Origin of the sequence: Citrobacter sp. CK188 (assembly GCF_030333525.1) — a bacterium.
Taxonomy (GTDB): domain Bacteria; phylum Pseudomonadota; class Gammaproteobacteria; order Enterobacterales; family Enterobacteriaceae; genus Citrobacter_B; species Citrobacter_B koseri.
Map to the genome: position 1 here is coordinate 1 of NZ_JAOWFU010000024.1, position 23,203 is coordinate 23,203.

At 55.3% G+C, this 23,203-nt stretch carries 24 protein-coding genes; 14 read left to right on the top strand and 10 right to left on the bottom strand.

Features of this window, described 5'->3' with window-relative positions:
* Together folD and ybcJ are read left to right on the top strand one after the other, a co-directional pair.
* Positions 1–784, top strand: a 784-nt coding sequence (folD, locus tag OGV67_RS02685; RefSeq protein ID WP_286464898.1) for a bifunctional methylenetetrahydrofolate dehydrogenase/methenyltetrahydrofolate cyclohydrolase FolD, incomplete at its 5' end; no start/stop codon positions are given.
* 1 nt (position 785) lies between these two features.
* Positions 786–998 (top strand): ribosome-associated protein YbcJ, encoded by a 213-nt coding sequence (gene ybcJ, locus OGV67_RS02690; protein WP_047458327.1) that lies wholly within the window; start codon positions 786–788, stop codon positions 996–998.
* Between the two features lie 98 nt (positions 999–1,096).
* Here the strand turns inward: ybcJ and cysS are convergent, their stop codons facing one another.
* Positions 1,097–2,482, bottom strand: a complete 1,386-nt coding sequence (gene cysS / locus OGV67_RS02695) for a cysteine--tRNA ligase (RefSeq protein ID WP_115181883.1) — start codon at positions 2,480–2,482, stop codon at positions 1,097–1,099.
* 173 nt (positions 2,483–2,655) lie between these two features.
* Here cysS and ppiB point away from each other — a divergent pair, with 173 nt between their 5' ends.
* The 5 genes from ppiB (at position 2,656) to mnmH (ending at position 6,749) form a co-directional block, all read left to right on the top strand.
* Complete coding sequence (ppiB, locus tag OGV67_RS02700; protein WP_003021875.1) at positions 2,656–3,150, top strand: peptidylprolyl isomerase B; 495 nt, start codon at positions 2,656–2,658, stop codon at positions 3,148–3,150.
* A gap of 2 nt (positions 3,151–3,152) precedes the next feature.
* Complete coding sequence (gene lpxH / locus OGV67_RS02705) at positions 3,153–3,875, top strand: UDP-2,3-diacylglucosamine diphosphatase (protein ID WP_200003498.1); 723 nt, start codon at positions 3,153–3,155, stop codon at positions 3,873–3,875.
* A gap of 118 nt (positions 3,876–3,993) precedes the next feature.
* Positions 3,994–4,503 carry a 5-(carboxyamino)imidazole ribonucleotide mutase gene (gene purE, locus OGV67_RS02710; protein WP_049011469.1) on the top strand — a complete coding sequence of 170 codons (510 nt, stop codon included), beginning with the start codon at positions 3,994–3,996 and terminating at the stop codon, positions 4,501–4,503.
* Positions 4,500–5,567 carry a 5-(carboxyamino)imidazole ribonucleotide synthase gene (gene purK / locus OGV67_RS02715; protein WP_012133462.1) on the top strand — a complete coding sequence of 356 codons (1,068 nt, stop codon included), beginning with the start codon at positions 4,500–4,502 and terminating at the stop codon, positions 5,565–5,567. The genes purE and purK overlap by 4 nt, the downstream gene beginning before the upstream one ends.
* A gap of 99 nt (positions 5,568–5,666) precedes the next feature.
* Complete coding sequence (mnmH, locus tag OGV67_RS02720) at positions 5,667–6,749, top strand: tRNA 2-selenouridine(34) synthase MnmH (protein WP_115614994.1); 1,083 nt, start codon at positions 5,667–5,669, stop codon at positions 6,747–6,749.
* Positions 6,750–6,810: 61 nt separating this feature from the next.
* Here the strand turns inward: mnmH and OGV67_RS02725 are convergent, their stop codons facing one another.
* The 6 genes from OGV67_RS02725 to ybbA all read right to left on the bottom strand — a co-directional run bounded on the left by OGV67_RS02725 (position 6,811) and on the right by ybbA (position 14,206).
* Positions 6,811–7,470, bottom strand: coding sequence for a methionine ABC transporter permease (locus tag OGV67_RS02725; protein WP_012133464.1), 660 nt, complete (start codon positions 7,468–7,470; stop codon positions 6,811–6,813).
* Positions 7,463–8,479 carry a virulence-associated ABC transporter ATP-binding protein SfbB gene (gene sfbB, locus OGV67_RS02730; protein ID WP_012133465.1) on the bottom strand — a complete coding sequence of 339 codons (1,017 nt, stop codon included), beginning with the start codon at positions 8,477–8,479 and terminating at the stop codon, positions 7,463–7,465. The genes OGV67_RS02725 and sfbB overlap by 8 nt, the downstream gene beginning before the upstream one ends.
* Before the next feature lie 62 nt (positions 8,480–8,541).
* Complete coding sequence (locus OGV67_RS02735) at positions 8,542–9,372, bottom strand: MetQ/NlpA family ABC transporter substrate-binding protein (RefSeq protein ID WP_114847729.1); 831 nt, start codon at positions 9,370–9,372, stop codon at positions 8,542–8,544.
* Between the two features lie 291 nt (positions 9,373–9,663).
* Positions 9,664–10,806 (bottom strand): porin, encoded by a 1,143-nt coding sequence (locus OGV67_RS02740; RefSeq protein WP_024130578.1) that lies wholly within the window; start codon positions 10,804–10,806, stop codon positions 9,664–9,666.
* Positions 10,807–11,108: 302 nt separating this feature from the next.
* Entirely contained in the window at positions 11,109–13,523 is a 2,415-nt protein-coding gene (gene ybbP, locus OGV67_RS02745; RefSeq protein WP_110494573.1) for a putative ABC transporter permease subunit YbbP, read from the bottom strand.
* On the bottom strand, positions 13,520–14,206 hold the full coding sequence (ybbA, locus tag OGV67_RS02750; protein ID WP_012133471.1) for a putative ABC transporter ATP-binding protein YbbA: 687 nt from the start codon (positions 14,204–14,206) through the stop codon (positions 13,520–13,522). Before ybbA ends, ybbP begins: the two co-directional genes overlap by 4 nt.
* Here ybbA and tesA point away from each other — a divergent pair.
* The 3 genes from tesA to OGV67_RS02765 are packed head-to-tail and all read left to right on the top strand — an operon-like array spanning position 14,177 to position 16,514.
* Positions 14,177–14,800, top strand: a complete 624-nt coding sequence (tesA, locus tag OGV67_RS02755; protein WP_115615349.1) for a multifunctional acyl-CoA thioesterase I/protease I/lysophospholipase L1 — start codon at positions 14,177–14,179, stop codon at positions 14,798–14,800. The genes ybbA and tesA overlap by 30 nt on opposite strands.
* A gap of 28 nt (positions 14,801–14,828) precedes the next feature.
* Positions 14,829–15,599, top strand: coding sequence for an SDR family oxidoreductase (locus OGV67_RS02760; RefSeq protein ID WP_049009020.1), 771 nt, complete (start codon positions 14,829–14,831; stop codon positions 15,597–15,599).
* Positions 15,600–15,659: 60 nt separating this feature from the next.
* The gene (locus OGV67_RS02765; protein ID WP_115614995.1) at positions 15,660–16,514 is read left to right on the top strand and encodes a co-chaperone YbbN; all 855 of its coding nucleotides are present in this window, start codon (positions 15,660–15,662) and stop codon (positions 16,512–16,514) included.
* 72 nt (positions 16,515–16,586) lie between these two features.
* Here OGV67_RS02765 and fetB read toward each other — a convergent pair whose 3' ends face one another.
* Positions 16,587–17,366, bottom strand: a complete 780-nt coding sequence (gene fetB, locus OGV67_RS02770) for an iron efflux ABC transporter permease subunit FetB (RefSeq protein ID WP_047458353.1) — start codon at positions 17,364–17,366, stop codon at positions 16,587–16,589.
* Positions 17,353–18,030 (bottom strand): iron efflux ABC transporter ATP-binding subunit FetA, encoded by a 678-nt coding sequence (gene fetA, locus OGV67_RS02775; protein WP_115614996.1) that lies wholly within the window; start codon positions 18,028–18,030, stop codon positions 17,353–17,355. Before fetA ends, fetB begins: the two co-directional genes overlap by 14 nt.
* A gap of 149 nt (positions 18,031–18,179) precedes the next feature.
* On the opposite strand from fetA, the gene OGV67_RS02780 reads away from it, so the two are divergent.
* Positions 18,180–19,097 (top strand): SPFH domain-containing protein, encoded by a 918-nt coding sequence (locus tag OGV67_RS02780; protein WP_012133477.1) that lies wholly within the window; start codon positions 18,180–18,182, stop codon positions 19,095–19,097.
* Positions 19,094–19,546 carry an NfeD family protein gene (locus OGV67_RS02785; RefSeq protein ID WP_047458358.1) on the top strand — a complete coding sequence of 151 codons (453 nt, stop codon included), beginning with the start codon at positions 19,094–19,096 and terminating at the stop codon, positions 19,544–19,546. The genes OGV67_RS02780 and OGV67_RS02785 overlap by 4 nt, the downstream gene beginning before the upstream one ends.
* Here the strand turns inward: OGV67_RS02785 and cueR are convergent, their stop codons facing one another.
* Complete coding sequence (gene cueR, locus OGV67_RS02790; protein ID WP_104869161.1) at positions 19,547–19,963, bottom strand: Cu(I)-responsive transcriptional regulator; 417 nt, start codon at positions 19,961–19,963, stop codon at positions 19,547–19,549. It abuts the gene before it with no gap.
* A 284-nt stretch (positions 19,964–20,247) separates the two neighbouring features.
* On the opposite strand from cueR, the gene OGV67_RS02795 reads away from it, so the two are divergent.
* Together OGV67_RS02795 and OGV67_RS02800 are read left to right on the top strand one after the other, a co-directional pair.
* Positions 20,248–22,374 carry a TonB-dependent receptor gene (locus OGV67_RS02795; protein ID WP_012133480.1) on the top strand — a complete coding sequence of 709 codons (2,127 nt, stop codon included), beginning with the start codon at positions 20,248–20,250 and terminating at the stop codon, positions 22,372–22,374.
* A gap of 2 nt (positions 22,375–22,376) precedes the next feature.
* Positions 22,377–23,201 carry a heme/hemin ABC transporter substrate-binding protein gene (locus OGV67_RS02800; RefSeq protein WP_049010046.1) on the top strand — a complete coding sequence of 275 codons (825 nt, stop codon included), beginning with the start codon at positions 22,377–22,379 and terminating at the stop codon, positions 23,199–23,201.
* Positions 23,202–23,203: the final 2 nt, after the last annotated feature.

Sequence of the window (23,203 nt, forward strand, 5' to 3'; positions counted from 1 at the left end):
GGCCGGACTTCGCGCTCCAGGGTTGGCCGTTGTATTGGTAGGCAGCAACCCGGCTTCGCAGATTTATGTGGCGAGTAAGCGCAAAGCCTGTGAAGAGGTGGGATTCGTCTCCCGCTCCTATGACCTGCCCGAAACCACCAGCGAAGCAGAACTGCTGGAGCTGATTGATACGCTTAACGCCGACAACACTATCGACGGTATTCTGGTGCAGTTGCCGTTACCGGCGGGCATCGATAACGTCAAAGTGCTGGAACGCATTGCGCCGGACAAAGACGTAGATGGTTTTCATCCCTACAACGTAGGCCGTCTGTGCCAGCGCGCGCCGCGTCTGCGCCCCTGTACGCCGCGCGGCATCGTCACGCTGCTGGAGCGTTACAACATCGATACCTTCGGACTGAATGCCGTCGTCATCGGCGCCTCGAATATCGTCGGTCGCCCGATGAGCATGGAACTGCTGCTGGCAGGCTGCACAACGACCGTGACTCACCGCTTCACCAAAGATCTGCGTCGCCATGTTGAACACGCCGATCTGCTGATTGTCGCCGTCGGCAAACCCGGATTTATTCCCGGCGAGTGGATTAAAGAAGGCGCCATCGTGATTGATGTCGGAATCAACCGACTGGAAAATGGTAAAGTGGTCGGCGATGTGGTCTTTGAAGACGCTGCCGCGCGCGCATCCTATATCACCCCGGTGCCGGGCGGCGTCGGTCCGATGACGGTCGCAACACTTATCGAAAACACGCTACAGGCGTGCGTTGAATATCACGATCCACAAGGTAAATAACATGGCAACATTCTCTTTAGGCAAGCACCCGCACGTTGAGTTGTGCGACCTGCTCAAACTGGAAGGCTGGAGCGAAAGCGGTGCCCAGGCGAAAATTGCCATTGCAGAAGGTTTAGTGAAGGTTGATGGCGCGGTTGAAACCCGCAAACGCTGCAAAATTGTTGCCGGGCAAACCGTCAGCTTCGCAGGGCAAAGCGTTAACGTCGTCGCCTGATTCAGAGTGCCGGATGGCGACGCTATCGCGTCTTATCCGGCCTACTGGTTATGCCAGTGTAGGCCGGATAAGGCGTTAGCCGCCATTCGGCAATGACGTTATTTACGGCGCCAGGTTGTCCCTTGCGGACCATCTTCCAGCACGATGCCCATCTCATTCAGACGGTCACGCGCCGCATCCGCCGCCGCCCAGTCTTTGGCTTTACGCGCATCCAGACGCTGTTGAATTAACGCTTCGATTTCAGCCACTTCGCCGTCATCCGCCTGCGCTCCGCTTTGCAGGAACGCTTCCGGCTCCTGCTCCAGCAGCCCCAGCACGCCGGAAATTTTACGCAGATGTGACGCCATCGCATTCGCGGCAGCCATATCCTCACTCTTCATACGGTTCACCTCACGCGCCATATCAAACAGCACGGAGTAGGCTTCCGGCGTGTTGAAATCGTCGTTCATCGCCTCCACAAAACGCGCTTCAAACGCTTCGCCGCCCGCAGGCGCAACGGTTTTGTCCGTTCCGCGCAGCGCGGTGTACAGACGCTCCAGGGCGGAACGCGCCTGCTTGAGGTTCTCTTCGCTGTAGTTGAGCTGGCTACGATAGTGGCCGGACATCAGGAAGTAGCGAACGGTTTCCGCGTCGTAGTATTTCAGCACATCACGCACGGTAAAGAAGTTGCCCAGCGATTTCGACATCTTCTCACGATCCACCATCACCATGCCGGAGTGCATCCAGTAGTTCACATACTCACCGTCGTGCGCGCAGGTAGACTGGGCGATTTCGTTCTCATGGTGCGGGAACATCAGGTCGGAACCGCCGCCATGAATATCAAAATGGTTGCCCAGCTGTTTGCAGTTCATGGCGGAACATTCAATGTGCCAGCCCGGACGACCCGCGCCCCACGGCGACGGCCAGCTCGGTTCGCCCTCTTTGGACATCTTCCACAGCACGAAGTCCATCGGGTTGTGTTTTACGTCAACGACGTCAACGCGAGCGCCCGCCTGTAGCTGTTCCAGATCCTGGCGCGACAGCTGACCGTAGTTCGGGTCGGTCGGCACGTCGAACATCACGTCGCCATTGTCCGCCACATAAGCGTGACCTTTGGCGATCAGCTGTTCGGTGATCTCAATAATTTCGGCGATATGGTGCGTTGCACGCGGCTCCAGATCCGGGCGCAGAATATTCAGCGCATCAAAATCTTTGTGCATCTCCGCAATCATACGATCGACCAGCGCGACAAAGCTTTCACCGTTTTCGTTCGCCCGTTTAATGATCTTGTCGTCGATATCGGTAATGTTACGCACGTACTTCAGCGTATAACCGAGGAAACGCAAATAGCGCGCAACGACATCGAAGGCGACAAACGTACGCCCGTGACCGATATGACAGAGGTCGTAAACGGTAATACCACACACGTACATGCCGACTTCCCCGGCATGAATAGGTTTGAATTCCTCTTTTTGGCGCGTCAGTGTATTAAAGATTTTTAACATCGAAGATTCCGTATAGACGTGTGTGGGTAATAATATCCGTATGATACATATTATTCGTAATCGAAGCAGCACACTTTGCGAGGTGATCGCAGCGTGCGGTTATGCTATAACACCCCCCTATATGTGACCCTTATCGGGGTCGAAGCACCACTATATCGGAACAGGATGCAAAAATGGTTACTTTCCACACTAATCACGGCGATATCGTAATCAAAACGTTTGATGACAAAGCGCCTGAAACAGTTAAAAACTTCCTGGACTACTGCCGCGAAGGTTTTTACAACAACACCATTTTCCACCGTGTTATTAACGGTTTCATGATTCAGGGCGGCGGTTTTGAACCTGGCATGAAGCAGAAAGCGACCAAAGAAGCGATCAAAAACGAAGCCAACAACGGTCTGAAAAACACCCGTGGCACGCTGGCAATGGCGCGTACTCAGGCTCCACACTCCGCAACGGCGCAGTTCTTCATCAACGTGGCCGACAACGACTTCCTGAACTTCTCTGGCGAAAGCATGCAGGGCTGGGGCTACTGCGTATTCGCTGAAGTCGTGGAAGGCATGGACGTGGTTGATAAAATCAAAGGCGTATCAACAGGCCGCAGCGGTATGCATCAGGACGTGCCGAAAGAAGACGTTATCATCGAAAACGTGACCGTCAGCGAGTAATCGTGGCGACACTGTTTATTGCAGATCTTCACCTCTGCACGGAAGAACCGGCGATCACCGCCGGTTTTCTGCGTTTTTTAGCCGGTGACGCGCGCCAGGCCGATGCGCTGTACATTCTTGGCGACCTTTTCGAAGCCTGGATAGGCGACGACGATCCCAACCCGTTGCACCGAGAAATGGCCGCAGCCATTAAAGCCGTTGTAGATTCCGGCGTTCCCTGCTTCTTTATTCACGGCAACCGTGATTTTTTGATCGGCAAACGCTTTGCCCGTGAAAGCGGAATGACGCTATTGCCGCAGGAAAAGGTGCTCGACCTCTATGGCCGTCGCGTATTGATTATGCACGGCGACACGCTCTGCACCGACGATGCCGGTTACCAGACGTTTCGCGCCAAAGTTCACAAACCCTGGCTACAGACGCTGTTCCTCGCCCTGCCGCTGTTTATCCGCAATCGTATTGCCGCCAGAATGCGCGCAGGCAGCAAAGCCGCCAACAGCAGCAAGTCACTGGAGATCATGGACGTTAATCCACAGGCCGTGGTGGCCGAAATGGAAAAACACCATGTGCAATGGCTGATTCATGGTCATACCCATCGCCCGGACGTTCACGAACTGAGCGCTAACGGCAAACCCGCGTTCCGCGTTGTTTTAGGCGCCTGGCATAGCGAAGGGTCGATGGTCAAAGTCACGCCGGATGACGTTGAGCTTCTCCATTTCCCGTTTTAACCTCTCCCGTGAATTGACGACGTCATAAGGTACGCAACCGTTTTCCTTGGCGTATTTCCGTGCTATTCTCTGTGCCCTCAAAAGCCGAGAGTTGTGCACCACAGGAGTTTTAAGACGCATGTCTTCCCGCAATAATCCGGCGCGTGTCGCCATCGTGATGGGGTCCAAAAGCGACTGGGCTACCATGCAGTTTGCCGCCGAAATCTTCGATATCCTGAACGTTCCACACCACGTTGAAGTGGTTTCCGCACACCGCACCCCCGATAAGCTGTTCAGTTTCGCCGAGAGCGCCGAAGAGAAGGGTTATCAGGTGATTATTGCCGGTGCTGGCGGCGCGGCGCATCTGCCGGGAATGATTGCGGCAAAAACGCTGGTGCCGGTACTGGGCGTGCCGGTGCAAAGCGCTGCGCTGAGCGGCGTGGACAGCCTCTACTCTATCGTCCAGATGCCGCGCGGCATTCCGGTCGGCACGCTGGCGATCGGCAAAGCGGGCGCGGCGAACGCGGCGCTGCTGGCAGCACAAATTCTGGCGACACACGATAAAGACCTGCGCCAACGTCTGGCGGACTGGCGTAAAGCCCAGACCGATGAGGTGCTTGAGAATCCCGACCCACGAGGTGCGGCATGAAGCAGGTCTGCGTACTGGGTAACGGCCAGTTAGGACGGATGCTGCGTCAGGCGGGCGAACCGTTGGGCATCACCGTCTGGCCTGTCGGGCTGGACGCGGAACCTACCGCCGTTCCGGTTCAGCAAAGCGTGATCACAGCGGAAATCGAACGCTGGCCGGAAACCGCGCTGACCCGCGAACTGGCGCGCCACCCGGCTTTCGTCAACCGCGACGTTTTCCCGATTATTGCCGACCGCCTGACGCAAAAGCAGCTTTTTGACAAACTCTCGCTGGCGACGGCGCCCTGGCAGTTGCTGGCAAGCCGGGACGAGTGGCCCGCCGTATTTGCGCGTCTGGGCGAACTGGCTATCGTCAAACGGCGCGTCGGCGGTTACGACGGCCGTGGGCAGTGGCGTTTACGCGCGGATGAAACCGCTCAGTTCCCGGACGACGGTTACGGCGAGTGCATTGTTGAACAGGGCATTAACTTCTCTGGCGAAGTGTCGTTAGTCGGCGCACGCGCCCATGACGGCAGCACCGTGTTCTACCCGCTGACGCACAACCTGCACCAGGACGGGATTCTGCGCACCAGCGTAGCGTTCCCGCAGGCCAACGCGAAACAGCAGGAACAGGCGGAAGCCATGCTCTCCGCCATCATGCATGAACTGGGTTATGTCGGCGTCATGGCGATGGAGTGTTTTATCACGCCGGAAGGGTTGCTCATCAACGAACTGGCGCCGCGGGTACACAACAGCGGGCACTGGACGCAAAACGGCGCCAGCATCAGCCAGTTTGAGCTGCATCTGCGCGCGATCACCGGCCTGCCGTTACCGTCACCGGTCGTGGACAGCCCGTCCGTGATGGTGAACCTGATTGGCAGCGCTCTGAATTACGACTGGCTGAAACTGCCGCTGGTACATCTGCACTGGTACGACAAAGAGGTTCGCGAGGGGCGTAAAGTGGGCCACCTGAACCTGACCGACAGCGATACCGATCGCTTAAGCGCAACGCTGGAGGCCTTAGTTCCCTTGCTACCGCCGGAATACGCCAGCGGCATCATCTGGGCGCAAAGTAAGCTTAAGTAATACATAAAATGCCGGGAAAGGAATCTTATCCTTTTCCGGCTCCTCCTTCAGCGCGTAAAATCCCCATCATTGCCGTTTGTTTTTTTTCAGGATTCCACAATGAACGATGGGACGGACTATCGCGCCATTCTGGCGGCCGATACGCCTTTAATCGACGTTCGCGCGCCGATAGAATTTACGCAGGGCGCCATGCCCGCCGCGATTAACCTGCCCTTAATGAATGATGAAGAACGCGCGGCAGTCGGCACCTGTTACAAACGCCAGGGGCCGGAAGCGGCACTGGCGTTGGGCCATAAACTCGTTGCCGGCGACGAGCGTCAACGGCGGCTGGAGGCCTGGCGAAAAGCCTGTATTCAACATCCCCGGGGTTATCTCTGCTGCGCGCGCGGCGGTCAGCGTTCGCATATCGTACAACAATGGCTACATGAGTCCGGCGTGGATTATCCGCTGATCCAGGGCGGCTACAAAGCGCTCCGCCAGGCGGCCATGCACATCACCGACACGCTGGTACAAAAACCCATGATCTTAATTGGCGGCTGTACCGGCAGCGGAAAAACACAGTTGGTTCGACAGCAGCCGAACGGCGTGGATCTGGAAGGGCTGGCGCATCATCGCGGTTCGTCATTCGGCCGCACGCTGAAGCCGCAGCTGAGTCAGGCCAGTTTTGAAAACCAGCTCGCCGTGGAGATGTTGAAAACCGACGCCCGTCAGGAGTTGCAGATGTGGGTGCTGGAAGACGAAGGCCGGATGATTGGCGCAAATCATCTGCCCGAATGTCTGCGCGAACGCATGGCGCAGGCATCCATTGCGGTTGTGGACGATCCGTTCGAGCTGCGTCTGGAGCGGCTGCGCGAAGAGTATTTTATCCGCATGCATCGCGATTTCACCCATGCCTGCGGGGAAGAAGACGGCTGGCAGGCGTACAGCGACTATCTGCATCATGGGCTTTCCGCTATTCAGCGCCGCCTTGGTTTGCAGCGTTTTAAAGAGCTGACGGTAAAACTAGACGCTGCGCTGGCCATGCAGCAGGCCAGCGGCAGTACCGACGGGCATCTGGCCTGGCTGGTGCCGCTCCTCAACGAATACTACGATCCAATGTATCGCTATCAACTGGAAAAGAAAGCCGCGAAAATCGTCTTTCGCGGCATATGGCAGGACGTTGCACAGTGGCTTCAAAACTAGCGATTGCAGGCATTCTGCCGGATGGCGGCTAACGCCTTATCCGGCCTACAAATATTATGCCCTAATGTCTGTCGCGTTTATCGGCGCGTTTCGCCAGCCAGTCGCCGAGCATCTGTACAACCTGCACCAGAATAATCAACGCGACCACGGTGACAATCATCACCTGGGTTTCGTAGCGGTAATAACCGTAGCGAATCGCCAGGTCGCCGACCCCGCCGCCGCCGACAATCCCGGCCATCGCGGAATAGCCAATCAGACTCACCAGCGTGATGGTCAGCCCGCGTAGCAGACCGGCGCTGGCCTCTGGCAGCAGTACGGTGCAGATAATGCGCATAGGACTGGCGCCGAACGCTTCTGCCGCTTCGATAATCCCTTTATCAACCTCACGCAGCGCGCTATCAACCAGACGCGCATAGAACGCTATCGCCGCAACAGAGAGAGGGACGGAGGCGGCAATCGGCCCGATGGTATTGCCGAGCAAAAATTGCGTGAGCGGCAACAGCAGCACCAGCAAAATCACGAACGGCACCGAGCGGATAATGTTCACCAGAACCGAACTCACCAGATACACGAAGCGATTCTGCCAGAACAGATTCCGGTCGGTGACAAAGATAAGGAAGCCGAGCGGCAGCCCGCCGACAACCGCCAGCACCGTTGAAATGCTCAGCATTTGAAAGGTTTCATTGAACGCCAGCGTTAAATCCGGCAGTAAATCATCCACGAATCACCTCCACCTGCGCAGTACGTTGCCGAATATGCGCTACCGCGGCATCCACCGCTGACGGGTTGTGCGGCGCAGTCAGTTGCACCACTAAAATCCCCAACGCGCGTTCGCCGATATATTCAATTTTGCCGTGCAGAATGTTCACCGCTACGCCGAACTTCACCGCCACATCAGACAACACCGGCTGCTCTGCCGAATCACCGATAAACAGAATTTTCAGTAACTGTCCGGGCAAATGCTGGCGCAGACGTTCCGGTAACGTCAGATTGAGGGTGTGCGACACCAGCTGCTGTGTGAAGGCGTGCTGCGGATGAGCGAAAACATCAAACACGTCGCCCGACTCCACCACTTTGCCGCCGGACATCACCGCCACGCGATCGCAGATGGACTTGATCACATTCATCTCATGGGTGATCAGCACGATCGTGATCCCCAGCTGTTCGTTAATCTGTTTGAGCAGCGCCAGAATGGTCGCTGACGTTTCCAGATCCAGCGCGGAAGTCGGTTCGTCGCAGAGCAGTACATCTGGATGGTTGGCGATCGCGCGGGCAATCCCCACTCGCTGCTTTTGACCGCCGCTAAGCTGTACCGGAAAGCGGTTCGCCTTATCCGCCAGCCCGACCAGCGCCAGAATTTCGGCAACGCGCGGGGCGATCTTGCTGCGCTCCCATCCGGCGGATTTCAGGCTGAAAGCGACGTTTTGCGCCACCGTGCGGGTATGCATCAGATTAAAGTGCTGGAAAATCATCCCAATACGCTGGCGGGCTTTACGCAGATTCGCCCCTTCCAGCGCAGAGATCGCCACACCGTTCACTTTCACGCTTCCCTGACTCGGGCGCGTTAAGGCATTAAGGGTACGCAGCAGCGTACTTTTCCCCGCGCCGCTGGTGCCGACAATGCCAAAAATTTCGCCCGCCGCTATCCGCAGGCTGACGTCATCCACCGCGCGGGTCGATGCGCCACGGCCTGCCGTGAAATCCACGCAGACCTTTTCAATCTCAATCATGCTCACCTCAGAAATGCGAAAAGGGCAGTCGCCGCTGCCCCGTTAATTCCCTTGCGCAGCGATTATTTGTCTGCGGTCATCCATTCCGGCTTCTGGAAGGCGCTGTAAATATTCTTCGGATCGTCAATAACCGCACGGTAGGCCGGAGATTTCACCGCGTCGACAATATCTTTCGCGAACGGCTTGTCGGCATCTTCACTGCGTACGGCAATGATATTTTTCAGGTTTTCATCCAGTTGCTCTTGTTTTAGCGCGCTGGAAAGATCCAGCCCCGCCGCAACGGCGAAATTACCGTTAACCAGCGCGCCGGTCACGCCATCCAGCGTGCGCGGCAGCTGTGCCGCTTCCAGCGGTTTAAACACCAGCCCTTTCGGGTTGCTGGCGATATCACGCTCAGAGGCTTTCGTCGGGTCGATATTGTCTTTAATGGTGATAAGACCGATTGATTGCAGGAAACGCAGACCGCGCGCCAGATTGGTCGGGTCATTCGACAGGGTGATAATGTCCCCTTTCTTCAGCTCGTCCAGGCTGTTGATTTTACGGGAATAGAACCCCATTCCGGCCGTCGGCACGACGATCAGCTTCGTCAGTTTCAGCCCTTTATCGGCGGTGAATTTTTCAAAATAGAGCGTATGCTGGAACAGGTTAGCGTCAATGCTGCCATTGGATAACGCCATGTTTGGCTGAACATAGTCGCTAAATTCGCGCACCACGACCTTGTAGCCTTTCTCTTTCAGCGTTGGCGCGATGGCCTGTTTGACCATATCGCCATACGGACCCGGCGCGACGCCGAATACAATAGTCTGTGGATCGTTATTAGCATGAGCAAATTGCAGGCCGCAGGCCAGCAAAAGCGCCCCGGCGGCAACGCGTAAACTCTGACGCAGTCCCATAATTTCTCCCTTTTAAATGTTGTGATGCAGTGCAGTACGCCGTGCGATGCGACGTTGTTCATTTGGGCCTGAATACAAGGCTATTTGTTAACATGACACAGTTCACAACCTGTTGTCCTTGAAATTATTTCATGATGTTGCAGAGTATGTCGTTGAAAGGGGATGGGAAGAAATGAAAAAGCCGGATAGCAGCATAAATGCCTTATCCGGCCTGGACGCTCTATTATTGTGCTGCACTCGTAGGCCCGATTAGCGCAAGCGCCATCGGGCATTCGGTTTGGCAGGCGTCAATTAGAAGTCGTAACGCAGACGAACCAGGTTCATATCGCCCAGATCGTCGGTGCTGGAGGTGAATACGTGTTCGTAATCCACGCGGAAACCATAATCCAGCTGGAAGCTAATACCGACGCCATTATCAATACGCTGGTAGTTACGGCCGTTCACATATTCAATACGGTCACCCATAAAGTACGGCTGAATAGATTTCACCGCATACTGGTTGATCGGGAATTTATAACCGGCAAAGTATTCAATACCCCATGCGTCGCCCGCAAAGTAGTCATGCGCGTCTACGCGTTTGGTGGTCATGAAGTTCTGATACCAGCCGCCGCCCAGCGCGAAAGTCCAGTTATCCGGCGTCCAGCTAAGCGCAGTACCAACGATATTTTGATCGTAGTCTTTACCGTCGCCACCGTTACCTGGGCGCATTTCCGCACGCGTATAGTTCCACGCCGTACCCCAGGTCAGATCGTCCGTGATGTGGTAATCCGCACCCAGAGAACCGCCGCCTTTACGCTTGTAGCGCAGGCCGTTGTTCGGGTTGTAATCATCGCTGAACAGATAAGACGCGTAGAGATCGACGTCGCCGACTGTTTTCTTATACTTCAGGGATTTACGGGTACGGTAAGAACCGTCATAGTCGCCGTTGATACCGTTGCCTGGCGCCTGACCAATCATGTCATAGTCCCAGATATCGGTTTTCACGCCAACCACATCATAATAAACGCTGTTCTGTTGACCGAAAGTCAGCGTACCCCAGGTATCGCTTTTCAGACCGGTGTACAGCATACGACGAGTGGTGTCGTTCGCGCCGTCTGCGTAGTGATTATCCCAGTTGAACATCGCCGGGAAGTTAACGCCCAGCTCGTAGTAGCTGACCCAGCTAATGTCATCAAACAGATAGTAATCAGCCGCGAAACGGAAACGGGTGCCGCCATCGAAGCCATTACGTTTGTAACCATTTTTACCGTCGTCGCCAGCCATATTCTGGAACTGAGGACGAATACTGCCGCCAACGGTGAAGTTAAGACGGCTCAGCGGATTACCCGCCTGTGGATCTTGTTTCAGAACAGTGATTTCCGCCTGAGATGCGAAAGACGTTAATGCCACTGCCGCGCCGATCGATGCCGCCAGCGCTGTTTTTTTTATTGTCATTATATTTTCCTTGATAGATTTACCCGTCATTATTCGCACTGCCGGCAAAATACCGGCAACGTAAAAAACAACGGGCATAGCCCGCTAACTATTTAGCAATTAAATATTAACTGGTATTAATCCTGTCGTGTTGGCGGGTTTTTAATGTTTTGTGCTACTAAAAATCGAGGGGTTAACAATTCGTGCCACATAGGGAGTACACACCAGTATAAACACCGGTGCGTAATCATCACGTATATAAATTATATTATTAAAACTACACACCGGTATAAAAACCGGTGTGTGATCATCACATCTATAAATTAATTATTAAACTGGCGAAATAACGCTTTGCCTTTTAACAGACGCGCACCGAGCCATCCGCCGCATAATGAAAGTAATAATGCGCCGCAGACGGGCAAAATAATCCACACGCGCCAGTCCGGTTCCCACGGAAAATCGAACACCTGGCTTTGCAGCACCGCCAGCGCAGTTTCCGCGCCGATCGCCGCCACCAGCCCGGAGACCATACCCAGCATGGCAAATTCACACCAGAGCGTGGTGCGCAGCAGTTTTTTGCCCGCGCCTAAGGTGCGCCAGACCACCAGTTCCTGATGACGTTGACGCATTCCGACCTGAACCTGCGCCAGTAACAACAGCATGCCGCAGGCCGTGACCAGCACCACCATCACCTCCAGCGCCCGACTGACCTGCTCCAGCACCTGACCGACCTGTTTCAGGATCGCGCCGATATCCAGCAGGCTGATGGTCGGGAACTCGCGATTAAGCTGCGTCAGCATGCCGTTGCCATTTTCCCAACGGAAGCTGGTAAGCCAGCTCTGCGGCTGCCCGTCCAGCGCGCCGGAGGGGAAGATAAAGAAGAAGTTAGGCCGCAGACTTTCCCAGTCTACTTTGCGCAGGCTGCTGACCGTCGCGCTAAAGTCCTGGGTATCGCCCATAAAGGTCACGCGATCGCCGAGTTGTATATTCAGCCGCTTCGCCAGCCCTTCCTCTATCGAGACCTCTCCCGCTTTTGGCGGCCAGCTTCCGGCGGTAATCGGGTTATGATCCGGGCGCGTATCCTGCCACGTCAGATTCAGCTCACGGTTAAGCGCTTCGTCCTGATTTCCTTCGGTCGGCAGACCATTAATCTCCGTCAGTCGCGCCCGCACGATCGGGAAGAATGCCTCCGGGATCACCTGATGCTCAGACAGGAAGGCTTTCAGCGGCACCACCTGTTCAGAAGCGATATTGATGAGGAAATAGTTCGGACTTTCCGGCGGCAGTTGTTGTTGCCAGCGATCCAGCAGATCGCCGCGCAGCACCAGCAGAAGCGCCAGCAGCATAAAAGAGAGCGAAAAAGCCGAGAGCTGGCTTAACGTGGACCACGGCTGGCGCAGCAGTCGGCTTACGGCCAGGCGCAGAGGCAGCGATGTCAACGTCATACCACGCAGCACGTTCAACAGCATCCAGCCCAGCACACCGCAAAGTAGCGCCAGCACCACCGCGCCGGCCAGCACCGCCCACAGCAACATGCTGCCGCCCATCAACCCCGCGAGCAGCGCGACGACGACAACCGTGACCACCGGAAGATACACCTTCAGCGGCCAGACACGCGCAACCACATCACGCCGCAGCACACGCAACGGCTGCGTCGCCAGCAGCAAACGATACGGACGCAGTCCAACCAGCAAAGAAATGATGATCATCGTTCCCAGCGCCCACAGCCACGGCCAGAGGCTGGCTGGCGGCAGAACGGCGGGTAACACCGGTTTAAGAAGCACCATTAGCACGTTCTCGAACAATAACCCAATGGCGCCTCCCGTCACGGCGGAAAGAGCCAGCAGCATCCCCCACTGCCCGACGATCAGCTTGCGCAGCTGCGCCCTGCCCGCCCCCAGCGTTTTGAGGATCGCAATCAGATCGTAGCGGCTGCGGCAGTAGTGGCTCATCGCCACCGCCACCGCCGCGACTGCTAACAGCAACGTTAACAGCGCCGACAGCAGCAGGAACTGCTGCGAGCGTTCAAGCGATTTGCCCAGCGCGCCTTCATCTTGTTCCAGCCCATACCAGCGATGTTCAGGCTTAAGCTGCGGCAATAGCCACTTTTCATAGCCGTCCAACTGCTGCGGCGTACCGCCAAACTTATAACGCCACGTCACGCGGCTTCCCGGCTGTACTGCGCCCGTTTTTTCAACATCCGCAATGTGCATCATCAGGCGTGGCGCCATCTGGAAAGGGTTAAACCCGGAATCCGGCTCCTGTACCACCTCGCCAGCAATACGCAGCGTGGCGTCGCCGACGTCGATGCTGTCACCCGTTTTCAGGTTGAGGAGCGCCATCAGTCTTGGCGCCAGCAACACGGAACCCGGCTGCGGTTTTAACCCCGGCGGATTCGTTTGCAGCTCACCGTACATCGGATAAACGTCATCCACCGCTTTGACGCTGGCCAACTGCGGCGTATCGTCCGCGAAGGTCATGGTGGCGAAGGTCATCTGTTCGCCCACTTTCAGACCGCGTTTGCGCGCCTCATCGATCCACGCCAGCGGTACCTCGCGCGAACTGCGCAGCGCCCGGTCTCCGGCCATAAAATCACGGCTTTGCTGACTTAAACCCTTTTCCATGCGATCGCTGATATTGCCCAGCGCCAGCACGCAGGCCACCGCCAGACTCAGCGCCAGCCAGACAATCAGTAAGGAAGGTGAGCGCCATTCGCGCCAGAACCAGCGTGCAATCATGCCTCCTCCTGCAACTGCCCATCCACCAGGCGTAATCGTCGGTCGCAACGCGCCGCCAGCTGCGGGTCGTGCGTCACCAGAATCAGGGTGGTGCCATGTTCGCGATTAAGCGAAAACAGCAGGTCGGCGATTTTATCCCCGGTCTGCCGGTCAAGGTTTCCCGTCGGTTCATCGGCAAACAGCACGTCCGGCCGCCCGTTGAACGCTCTCGCCAGCGCCACACGCTGCTGCTCGCCGCCGGAAAGCTGGGCCGGAAGATGATCAAGACGTTTCCCCAGGCCTAACTGTTCCAGCAACGCTTTCGCGCCATCGCGGCTTTTCCCGCTGTTCTCTCCCCGCAGCAAGGCGGGCAGTTCAACGTTTTCCAGGGCATTCAGCGTGGGAATCAACATAAAAGACTGGAAAACAAAGCCGACATGCTGCGCGCGCAGCTGCGCCCGCGCCTCTTCATCCATCGTGTGCAGAGACTGCCCAACCAGATTCACCTCACCGCTGCTGCCATCATCCAGCCCGGCCAGAATCGCCAGCAGCGTCGATTTCCCCGATCCCGACTCGCCGATCAGCGCAATAGTCTCGGCGCGTTTGACAACCAGTTCAACTCCGGTAAGGATGGAAAGCTCATGCTCACCCTGACCGACGGACTTCTTAAGACGATGAACTTCAACAATGTTTTCCGCTGGCATTTGCCCTTCCTGTTTCTGGTCCTGTTAACGTTCCGCGCCGCCGCAGCGGACACGTTATTAATTCTGGGTGACAGCCTGAGCGCCGGATACCGCATGTCCGCCAGCGCGGCCTGGCCTGCGCTGCTTAACGACAAATGGCAGGACAAAACGCCGGTCATCAATGCCAGCATTAGCGGCGACACCTCGCAGCAAGGCCAGGCGCGTCTGCCTGCGCTGCTGAAGCAGCATCAGCCCCGCTGGGTTCTGGTCGAGCTTGGCGGCAATGACGGCCTGCGCGGTTTTCAACCTCAGCAAACCGAGCAAACCCTGCGTAAAATCCTGCTGGATGTGAAGGCCGCAAACGCCGAGCCGTTGCTCATGCAAATTCGTCTGCCCGCAAACTATGGTCGCCGTTATAATGAAACCTTTAGCGCCATCTACCCACGGCTTGCCAAAGAGTTTGATATTCCGCTTCTGCCCTTTTTTATGGAAGAGGTTTATCTGAAACCACAATGGATGCAGGACGACGGTATTCATCCTAATCGCGACGCCCAGCCGTTTATTGCCGACTGGATGGCGCAACAACTAACCCCATTAGTTAACCACGACTCGTAAATCAACGGAGATCCTGACAGGTAAAGTTATGCAAAAATCGGTCTTAATTACAGGATGTTCCAGCGGAATCGGTCTGGAAAGCGCTCTTGAACTGAAACGTCAGGGTTTTCAAATTCTGGCAGGTTGCCGTAAACCCGATGACGTCACGCGGATGAACAGCATGGGATTCACCGGCGTGCTGATCGACCTCGACTCGCCGGAAAGCGTGGATCGCGCCGCAGACGACGTGATCGCCCTGACCGATAATCGTTTATATGGGATCTTTAACAATGCCGGATACGGCGTGTATGGCCCGCTTACCACTATCAGCCGCGCGCAGATGGAGCAGCAGTTTTCCGCCAATTTCTTTGGCGCGCACCAGCTCACTATGCGCCTGCTCCCTGCTATGCTGCCGTACGGCGAAGGGCGCATTGTGATGACCTCATCCGTGATGGGGCTGATCTCCACACCAGGGCGCGGCGCCTATGCCGCCAGCAAATATGCGCTGGAAGCCTGGTCCGATGCGCTACGCATGGAGTTGCGTCACACGGGTATTAAGGTCAGCCTGATCGAACCCGGCCCGATTCGTACCCGGTTTACCGATAACGTCAGCCAGACCCAGAGCGACAAACCGGTAGAAAATCCGGGGATTGCCGCGCGTTTTACGCTCGGGCCAGAAGCCGTTGTCGCTAAAGTCCGCCATGCTTTTGAGAGCGACAAACCGAAATTACGCTACCCGGTTACGATGGTGACGTGGGCGGTCACGCTGCTGAAGCGCGTGCTGCCGGGACGCGCAATGGACAAAATTTTGCAGGGTTAAGTTGAAGCGCGCGCGTCAGCCCCCATGTAAAAGAGAACCAGACATAAAGAGAGTGACTCCATGTCCGTACAAAATATTGTCAATATTAACGAATCTAACCTGCAACAGACCCTCGAACAGTCGATGACCACCCCGGTTCTGTTCTATTTTTGGTCTGAACGCAGCCAGCATTGCCTGCAACTGACACCAGTGCTGGAAAGCCTTGCCGCACAGTACAATGGCCAGTTTATCCTCGCGAAGCTCGACTGCGACGCCGAGCAGATGATCGCCTCCCAGTTTGGCTTGCGCGCTATTCCTACCGTGTATCTGTTCCAGAACGGTCAGCCGGTCGACGGCTTCCAGGGGCCGCAGCCGGAAGAAGCGATTCGCGCGCTGCTCGACAAAGTGCTGCCGCGTGAAGAAGAGCTGAAAGCGCAGCAGGCGATGCAACTGATGCTGGAGGGCAACTACATTGAAGCGCTGCCGCTGCTGAAAGACGCCTGGCAGCTCTCTCATCAGAACGGCGAGATCGGCCTGCTGCTGGCGGAAACCCAGATTGCCCTCAACCGTACGGAAGACGCCGAAGCCGTGCTGAAAACCATTCCGTTACAGGATCAGGACACCCGCTATCAGGGCCTGGTCGCGCAGATTGATTTACTGAAACAGGCGGCCGACACCCCGGAAATCCAGCAACTGCAACAGCAGGTTGCGGACAATCCAGAAGATGCAGCGCTGGCGGCGCAACTGGCGCTGCAACTGCATCAGGTCGGGCGTAACGAAGAGGCGCTGGAGTTATTGTTCAGCCATTTGAAGAAAGATCTCGCCGCCGCAGACGGTCAGGCACGGAAAACGTTCCAGGAGATCCTCGCCGCGTTAGGCACCGGCGATGCGCTGGCGTCGAAATTCCGCCGCCAGCTGTACGCGCTGTTGTACTAATCCGCTACATTTTGCCCGATGGCGCTACGCTTATCGGGCCTACAAACGCTAAAAATACCGATCCCTCCGGCATCACATCTTCTTTAAATGCGTCACCACCAGTTGGTGGCGCGAATTATAGAATTTCCGGTAGGTTAAATAGCAGGCGATAATGGTCGACAGGCTTGCTGTGGATAGCAGCATAAAAGTCACCATTATCTGATACTTAATCGCTTTTACCGGATCGATACCGGCAAAAATCAACCCGGACATCATCCCCGGTAAGCTCACCAGCCCAACCGTTTTTGCCGAATCAATGGTCGGGATCAGCGACGCGCGAATACTGTCGCGAATAAGCCCCGCAGACGCCGTTTTCGGCGTTGCGCCCAGACTGAGCTTCTCCTGAATTTGCTGCTGCTCGCTGCTGAATCGCTGGCCCAGATTGTTGTAGCACAGCCCTACCGCCACCATCGCGTTACCCGCAATCATGCCGGAAATCGGGATCACCTGCATCGGCGTAAACTCGATAGATCCTGACAATACCAGTACCGCCAGCGTCAGCCCCGCTCCGGTCGTAATCGCAATAAACGACGAGGTAAACGCTTTATCAATATATTTACTGCGTTTTTGCGCGTTATACGCCGCGTTAAAACAGATAAACAGCACCATCAATAATGTCAGGATGGCGTGATTGACGCCAAAAATGTATTTCAGAACATAGCCGACGATAACAAGCTGGATTACCGCACGGGCAACGCTCCAGAGAATATCTTTTTCCAGCGCCAGTTTCTCTTTGTGGCTAATCAGAATAGCCACAACCACCAGCATCATCGATAACGCCAGCGACTCATTCGTTATATTATGCTCGTTCATAGGTAGCTTCCTGCATTTCTCCGGCATGAGGCTGAAGCGTAATCACATTATCCGCATGATTAATTTCATCTTTATCGTGAGTTACCCACAGCACGGCAATATTTTTATCGCGAACATAGCGATGAATAATGTCATTCACATTCTCTTTATTGCGCTCATCCAGCGCACTGGTGATCTCATCCAGCAGCAGAACCTGCGGCATAAACTGTAAATTACGGATCAATGAGATACGTTGTTTTTCCCCGCCGGAAAGCGCCGTAATGTTTTTCTGTAAAATGGTTTCCGGTAGCTCAAACTGCGCCAGATCGGCGAGAAAAGCCTTCGGTTCCGGCGTTTTGTTGCGGATCTGCCAGGGGAAAATCAGGTTGTCATACACCGTATCGCCAAACAGCACTGGCGTCTGGGCACAATAAGAGACCTGCTGGCGGTAAGTTTCGGGCTTAAGCGTGGCAATCTCTTCGCCTTCGAACAGGATATCCCCCGTATCCGGGCTGATTAATGACGCCACAATCTTTAGCAATGTGCTTTTACCGCACCCGGATGGGCCGGTAATCAGTTTAAATTCCCCGGCATTCAGCATGAAACTGATGTTATTGAGAATTTTCGTGGCGCCAGCCTGGTATCCCACCTTTCTTAGCTGGAGCAAAGGGCTGCTCTCTTTCATCTCACATCCATTTTTCACATCTTTAAAGTAAACAGTGTATCCCTGTAATTTATAAGAGGGGAACTCACTTTGATTAATCGGGTATAATTTGATTAAACAGACCGCAAAGACCGTTTTTTTACATGGACAGCACGACAGGAGGTTTATCAATGCTTATTTTTATCCCTATTCTCATTTTCGTGGCGTTGGTGATAGTCGGCGCAGGCGTCAAAATTGTCCCACAGGGATACCAGTGGACCGTGGAGCGTTTTGGCCGTTACACCAAAACCCTGCAACCAGGCCTGAGCCTGGTGGTGCCGTTTATGGACAGAATTGGTCGCAAGATCAATATGATGGAACAGGTACTCGATATCCCGTCGCAGGAGGTTATCTCAAAAGATAACGCCAACGTCACCATTGACGCAGTGTGCTTTATTCAGGTTATCGACGCTCCGCGCGCGGCCTATGAAGTCAGCAATCTTGAGCTGGCCATTATCAACCTCACCATGACCAACATCCGTACCGTACTGGGGTCAATGGAGCTGGATGAAATGCTTTCCCAGCGCGACAGCATCAACACGCGCCTGCTGCACATTGTCGATGAGGCCACCAATCCCTGGGGCGTCAAGGTTACGCGTATTGAGATCCGCGATGTTCGTCCACCGGCGGAATTGATTTCATCCATGAACGCCCAGATGAAAGCAGAACGTACCAAACGCGCCTACATTCTGGAAGCGGAAGGGGTGCGCCAGGCTGAAATTCTGAAAGCTGAGGGTGAAAAACAGTCGCAGATCCTGAAAGCGGAAGGCGAACGCCAGTCTGCCTTCTTACAGGCTGAAGCGCGTGAACGTTCCGCCGAAGCGGAAGCCCGCGCCACCCAGATGGTCTCTGAAGCGATCGCCGCCGGGGATATTCAGGCGGTGAACTACTTCGTGGCGCAGAAATACACCGAAGCGTTGCAGCAGATTGGTTCGTCGGGCAACAGTAAGGTTGTCATGATGCCGCTGGACGCCAGCAGTCTGATGGGCTCCATTGCCGGGATCACCGAACTTATCAAGGACAGCACCAGCGAACGGAACAAATCATGATAGCGATGATTCTGGTTCACCCGCATATTTTCTGGCTGAGTCTTGGTGGGCTACTGCTGGCCGCCGAGATGCTGGGAGGGAACGGCTACCTGCTGTGGAGCGGTGTCGCCGCCGTGATTACTGGCCTGGTGGTCTGGCTGGTGCCGCTCGGCTGGGAGTGGCAAGGCGTTATGTTCGCCGTATTGACGCTGCTGGCGGCCTGGCTGTGGTGGAAGTGGCTGGCACGGCGCGTGCGTGAGCAAAAACCGGCTGACAGTCACCTCAATCAACGCGGGAAACAGCTGGTAGGCCACCGCTTTATTCTGGAAACCGCGCTGGTCAACGGACGCGGCCACATGCGCGTCGGCGACAGCTCCTGGCCCGTCAGCGCCGACGCGGATCTGAGCGCCGGAACGCAGGTGGAGGTGATTGCCATCGAAGGGATAACGTTGCGCATTAAGGCCGTGTGATCAACGGCGGGCTTTACCTTTGTGATGACAGCAGCCAGAAAGATTATCAATGATCGGGCAATCGGCGCTGTCATTACCCGGGCATGACTCCGCCAGGGTCAGTAATTGCGTGCGCATAGCCTGCAATTCGCTGATGTGGCGTTCAATCTCAGCGACCTTTTCCAGCGTACGTTTTTTCACATCTGCGCTATGGCGCCCCGGATCGTTAAACAAATTCACCAGTTCACCGCACTCTTCCAGGTTAAAACCGACCTGACGCGCCTGACGCAACAGCGTTAACTCGTTTAAATGCTGCTGGCTGTAAGTGCGGTATCCGTTTTCACTGCGCAGCGGCGGCGTCACCAGCCCTTTCTCTTCATAAAATCGAATAGCCTTGCTGGTTAAGCCTGTTTTTTTCGCAACATCGCTAATATTCACATCTCCCCCCCCGCAGAGCATGTTGATGCCGAAGCTCATTATAACCCACATCGCCCCCATGCTATCACGGGGTGGAATGCCCCTGGCGCCTGTGCAATAAATCCTTAGCAATCCTACTGTTATGTGCGATCTCGCTCACACTTATGGTTGTCTTGCTTGCAACATATTGATACAGATCAAAGGTGCATTAATTATACACCTTTCAACCTTGAACTTGTGGATACATCTTCTATATAAACGCGAATGATAATGATGATCATTTACATACTCATAAAGGTTCTCACATGTTGCCACGGATTAGCCAACGGCCATTTATTCTTTCGGCCCTGACATTATGCGTTTCAGGTGCTGTTTCAGCAGCTACGACAACTACAGCACAACATCATAAAGTATCGGATGACGACACGTTAATCGTCACCGCTAACCGCTCAGAAAGTAGCCTTTGGGAAAGCCCGGCCACGATTCAGGTTATCGACCGCCAGGCCATACAGAATTCCACCAGCGTGTCGATTGCGGACGACCTACAGGACATCCCCGGCGTTGAGGTTACTGATAACTCTCTGGCAGGACGCAAACAGATCCGCATTCGCGGCGAAGCCTCTTCACGCGTATTAATTTTGATTGACGGCCAGGTCGTCAGCTATCAGCGCGCCGGGCAAAACTACGGCGCCGGCTTGCTCATTGATGAATCGTCGCTTGAGCGTATTGAAATCGTTAAAGGCCCCTACTCGGTGCTCTATGGCTCGCAGGCCATTGGCGGCGTGGTGAACTTTATTACGAAAAAAGGCGGCGATAAGCCGCTTGGCGGAAGCGTCAAAGCCGTTTACAACTCCGCGACCGCAGGCTGGGAGGAGTCGGCCGCCGCCTGGGGCAGCATCGGCAACTTCGACTACCGCATTAACGGCAGTTATTCCGATCAGGGCAACCGCGACACGCCTGACGGCAGATTGCCCAACACCAATTTCCGCAACAACAGCCAGGGCGTCTGGCTTGGCTACAATCTCGATCGCCATAAATTTGGACTATCACTCGATCGCTACAAAACGTCTACCCAAACCTGGATTAGCGATGCGGATAACCAGTATGACGAATTCAGCGTCCGTATTCCGAAACTGGAACGCGAAAAGGTCGGCGTTTTCTATGACTATGATGCCGATGGCGATTACCTGAAAAAAATCCACCTCGACGCTTACAGCCAGACCATTGAGCGTAAATTTGAGAATCGGGTAAAAACCACCCAGGTCATCCCAAGCCCGATGATTCAGGCGCTGACAGTCAGCAATCAGACCAACACCAATGATAAACAGTACACGCAGGGTGTGACGTTACAGAGCAACTTCTCACTGCCAGCGAACAACGAGCTGGTTATCGGGACGCAGTATCAGCACGACAAAGTGAAGCAGGACACCAATAGCAGCACGCGTCAGACAGCGGCAACCGGCGTCTTCGATATCCAGACCAATACCCTGTCACATATTGAGGCTGAACAAGGTAACGCCTCAATATTTGCGCAAAACGACTGGCGTTTTGCCGATGACTGGACCTGGACCGTCGGCGCACGTCAGTACTGGCTCTCTTCTAAACTGAACCGTAGCGACAGTCTGAGCGGCACAACCTGGCAGTCATCCGGTGGAAAGTCAGCGCATGACGATGAGTTAGTCACCTCAACCAGCCTGCGTTACTCCGGTTTTGATAATCTTGAGCTACGCGCAGCCTATGCTCAGGGATATGTCTTCCCGACGCTGGTTCAGTTGTTTATGCAAACGTCTGCGGGCGGCAGAATCACCTATGGCAATCCTGACCTGAAGGCTGAGCACTCCAATAACTATGAACTGGGTGCGCGTTACAAAGGCAATATGTGGCTGATTGACGGGGCGATTTACTACTCCGAAGCCAAAGACTATATCGCCAGTCTCGCCTGTTCAGGGCAAGCGATTTGTAATGGCAGCAGCACCTCATCCTACTACTACGACAACATCGACCGCGCCAAAACCTGGGGGATGGAGCTGACGGCGGAATACAACGCCTGGGCCGTATCGCCTTATCTGAGCGGCAACCTGATTCGTCGTCAGTATGAAGGCGACGTGCAGAAAACCTGGGATACCGGCGAACCGATGCTGACAGGCCGCGCAGGTCTGAAACACACGCTGCTGCTCAATGCCGCGAATATCACTTCCGATCTCTTCATCCGTGCGGCATCCAGCGCCAAAGACAACACGGGAGAGACTGAAATTCGCTACCCGGGCTGGGCGACGCTTAACCTCGCCTTTAATACTGAGTTTGGTCCGCAGGATCAGTATCAGGTCAATCTGGCGCTGAACAACCTGACCGATAAACGTTACCAGACCGCTCATGAATCCATTCCAGCGGCGGGCTTTAACGCAGCGATTGGTTTTGCGTGGAATTTCTGACGATGAAGAGACTTGTCATTGGCTTACTGGCGCTGGTTAGCGCCTTCAGCGTGCAGGCGGCCGAACGACTGGTGGTGGCGGGCGGTTCTCTCAGCGAGCTTATTTTTGCGATGGGCATCGGCGATCGCGTTGTCGGGGTGGATGAAACCACCTCTTATCCCCCCGAAACCGCTGCACTGCCGCATATTGGCTACTGGAAGCAACTGAACAGTGAAGGCATTTTATCGCTGCGCCCGGACAGCTTTATCACCTGGCAGGACGCGGGCCCGCATATTGTGTTGGAGCAGTTGCGCACCCAAAAAGTCAACGTTGTCACCCTGCCGCGCGTTCCGGCCACCGTTGACCAGATGTACGCCAATATTCATGCCCTGGCGAACACACTCCAGGTTCCTGAGCAGGGCGACGCGCTGGTTAACCACATTCGCCAGCGGCTGGATCGTGTGCAGGACAGCGTGAAGGCGAAAGGCGCGCCGGTTAAGGCGATGTTTATTCTTTCTGCGGGGGGCAGCGCCCCGCAGATCGCCGGTAAGGGCAGCGTCGCTGACGCGATTCTGACCCTCGCTGGCGCGCAGAATGTCGCCCAGCATGCGCAATATAAAAGTTACAGCGCGGAATCGCTGATTGCGGCAAATCCGCAGGTGATTGTTGTGACATCACAGATGGTCGAGGGCGACATCAATCGCCTGCGCGCCATTGCCGGTATCACCCATACCTCCGCCTGGAAAAATCAGCGGATCGTCGCCATTGATCAGGCGTTGATTCTGGGGATGGGTCCCCGCGTCGCTGACGCCGTTGAAACTCTGCACCAGCAACTCTGGCCTCATTAAAT